Annotated in this window: 1 protein-coding gene and 1 pseudogene; both read right to left on the reverse strand. The window is 37.1% G+C overall.

The annotated features are described in order from the left end of the window. Positions 1 to 67: 67 nt before the first annotated feature. Positions 68 to 1,251 (reverse strand): annotated as a pseudogene (locus tag REG_RS08390) (Arm DNA-binding domain-containing protein). Continuing rightward, positions 1,212 to 1,418: an excisionase gene (locus tag REG_RS11430; RefSeq protein WP_071985205.1), complete on the reverse strand. Its 207-nt coding sequence runs from the start codon at positions 1,416 to 1,418 to the stop codon at positions 1,212 to 1,214. The pseudogene REG_RS08390 and the gene REG_RS11430 overlap by 40 nt, the downstream one beginning before the upstream one ends. Between the last annotated feature and the right edge of the window lie 418 nt (positions 1,419 to 1,836).

Below are 1,836 nucleotides of genomic sequence, written 5' to 3' on the forward strand. Positions count from 1 at the left end.
GGGGGGATTTGAACCCGCAGCCTTTACGATATAACCTGCTAATTTTAAACAATAAATTTTCACGGTATTAGGTTGCGTATCCTTTACGGCTCTTTTGATGTACTGCTTCTGTCATTTCACTGTACTCTTTTAAGTAAGCACCGTAGTGCCGAAACAGCATTTCTGGACCCTTATGCCCCATTTGTGACGCTAACCAAAATAAATTAGCGCCCTGACTAATATGCATGGTGGCAAAGGTGTGCCTTGTCTGATAAGGATTACGGTATCTAATGCCTGCTCTTTTCAAGGTAGGTATCCAGGCTTTTTTCCTGATGGCGTCAGCACCTGCCCAGGGCTTATTCGTTTTAGGATCATGAAAAACAAATTCACTTTTGGTTGATGTAAACGGTTTTGTTTTGTTAACGCCAGCAGTGCCTGTGTATTCAATTCAATTTTTCTACGACCGGCTTTTGTTTTCGGGTTTTTAACTATGCCTTCAACACAAGCAGTGAATACACCAACGGTATTGTTGACTAAATCGAGGCTATCCCAACGTAATGCACAGAGCTCAGAACTTCGCATCCCGGTATGCAGAGCAAAACGAAACAAATTTTCCCACTGTGCATTGGTGGTCGAAGATAACATCATCTCAACTTCATCCGGCCTGAGTGGGTCAACAAAATATTCATTTGCCTTGCGATCACTGTTATTTTGGTACCTTGAGGCCGAAATCAAAGAGACAGGATTAGTAGTAAGTATACCATCTGTCACCGCTTCATCGAGAGCTGATCTTAAAAATGAAAGACGGTTTCTTACCGTTTTCAGCGCCGTATTTTGTTGTTGCACCCAATTTTTTATCATTCCAGGTGTTAGATCAGCTACGTTGACATTGTGTAAATCTAAAAGTGAACCTCGACATTTTTTATAACCGGTTAGTGTAGAAGGCGATAGTTGACGAGAAGCACAAATTTCAAGGTATTCATCTAAGTATTTTTTTATCGGCGTCGCATTTTTTTTATTACCAAATAATTTTAAGCGTACGGATTTAGGAAATTGGTCAGCATAATTAAAAGTACCTCTTTCCATTTTATTATGAATTTCGCCTAAAAGGCGTTCTGCATATTTTATATTTCTACTGTTGACGTCTAAATTAGAAAGAGGCTCGCGACATTTCACCCCTTTATAAGTAAAAGTGATATTAGTTGTTTGGCCAGAACGATGGGTTCTTATTGTTATCCCCCTGGGTAAATCTGCCGATTTTTTCTCGCCCATTTTGCTATCTCTAATAAATCGACCCATCTTTCTTTTACTCCATCCACTTTTAATATTTGGTTTCCTTCTTTCCAAATGCCTCTTTGTATTCTTTTATTAATCGCGACTAGGCTTTCACCGGTTATTTCGCAATACCGGCTGATAGGCACACAATCAAGATTTGACATGATTATTTCCTTATTCAATATGTATTTTGTAGACGGATAACACTGATGTGGTGGTAGATTGTTTTATTAAATTTGTTTTTTATGATAAAAATGTCGTTATCATAAAACGGTATCATCACTGATTCTTATTAAAGCACGCTTTACTAAAAAAGACTAAACGTGATAAAAATAAACAGAAGGGATAATAAAAATATAAAAAATGGATTCAATAAATAGCCTTCTATCAGAGAAGACTATTTATTGTGTGGATATTATAATAAACGTCATCTAAAAAATGTTCATGAGAACAATGTTATGACAGAATAAAGTCTCTATTTTAATTTCCCAGCTTGGCAATAATATTATCGCAAGCGCTTTCAGCATAATGCTCGATCAGGTAATGAATGAAATTATCTGGTGTGACCGTGCAATCACAATG

It is taken from the genome of Candidatus Regiella insecticola LSR1, assembly GCF_000143625.1.
GTDB classification, from domain to species: Bacteria; Pseudomonadota; Gammaproteobacteria; order Enterobacterales; family Enterobacteriaceae; genus Regiella; species Regiella insecticola.

Bases quoted from the DNA above. Each gene is read 5' to 3' on its own strand.
- REG_RS11430 (WP_071985205.1), bottom strand. From the start codon at position 1,418: ATGTCAAATCTTGATTGTGTGCCTATCAGCCGGTATTGCGAAATAACC.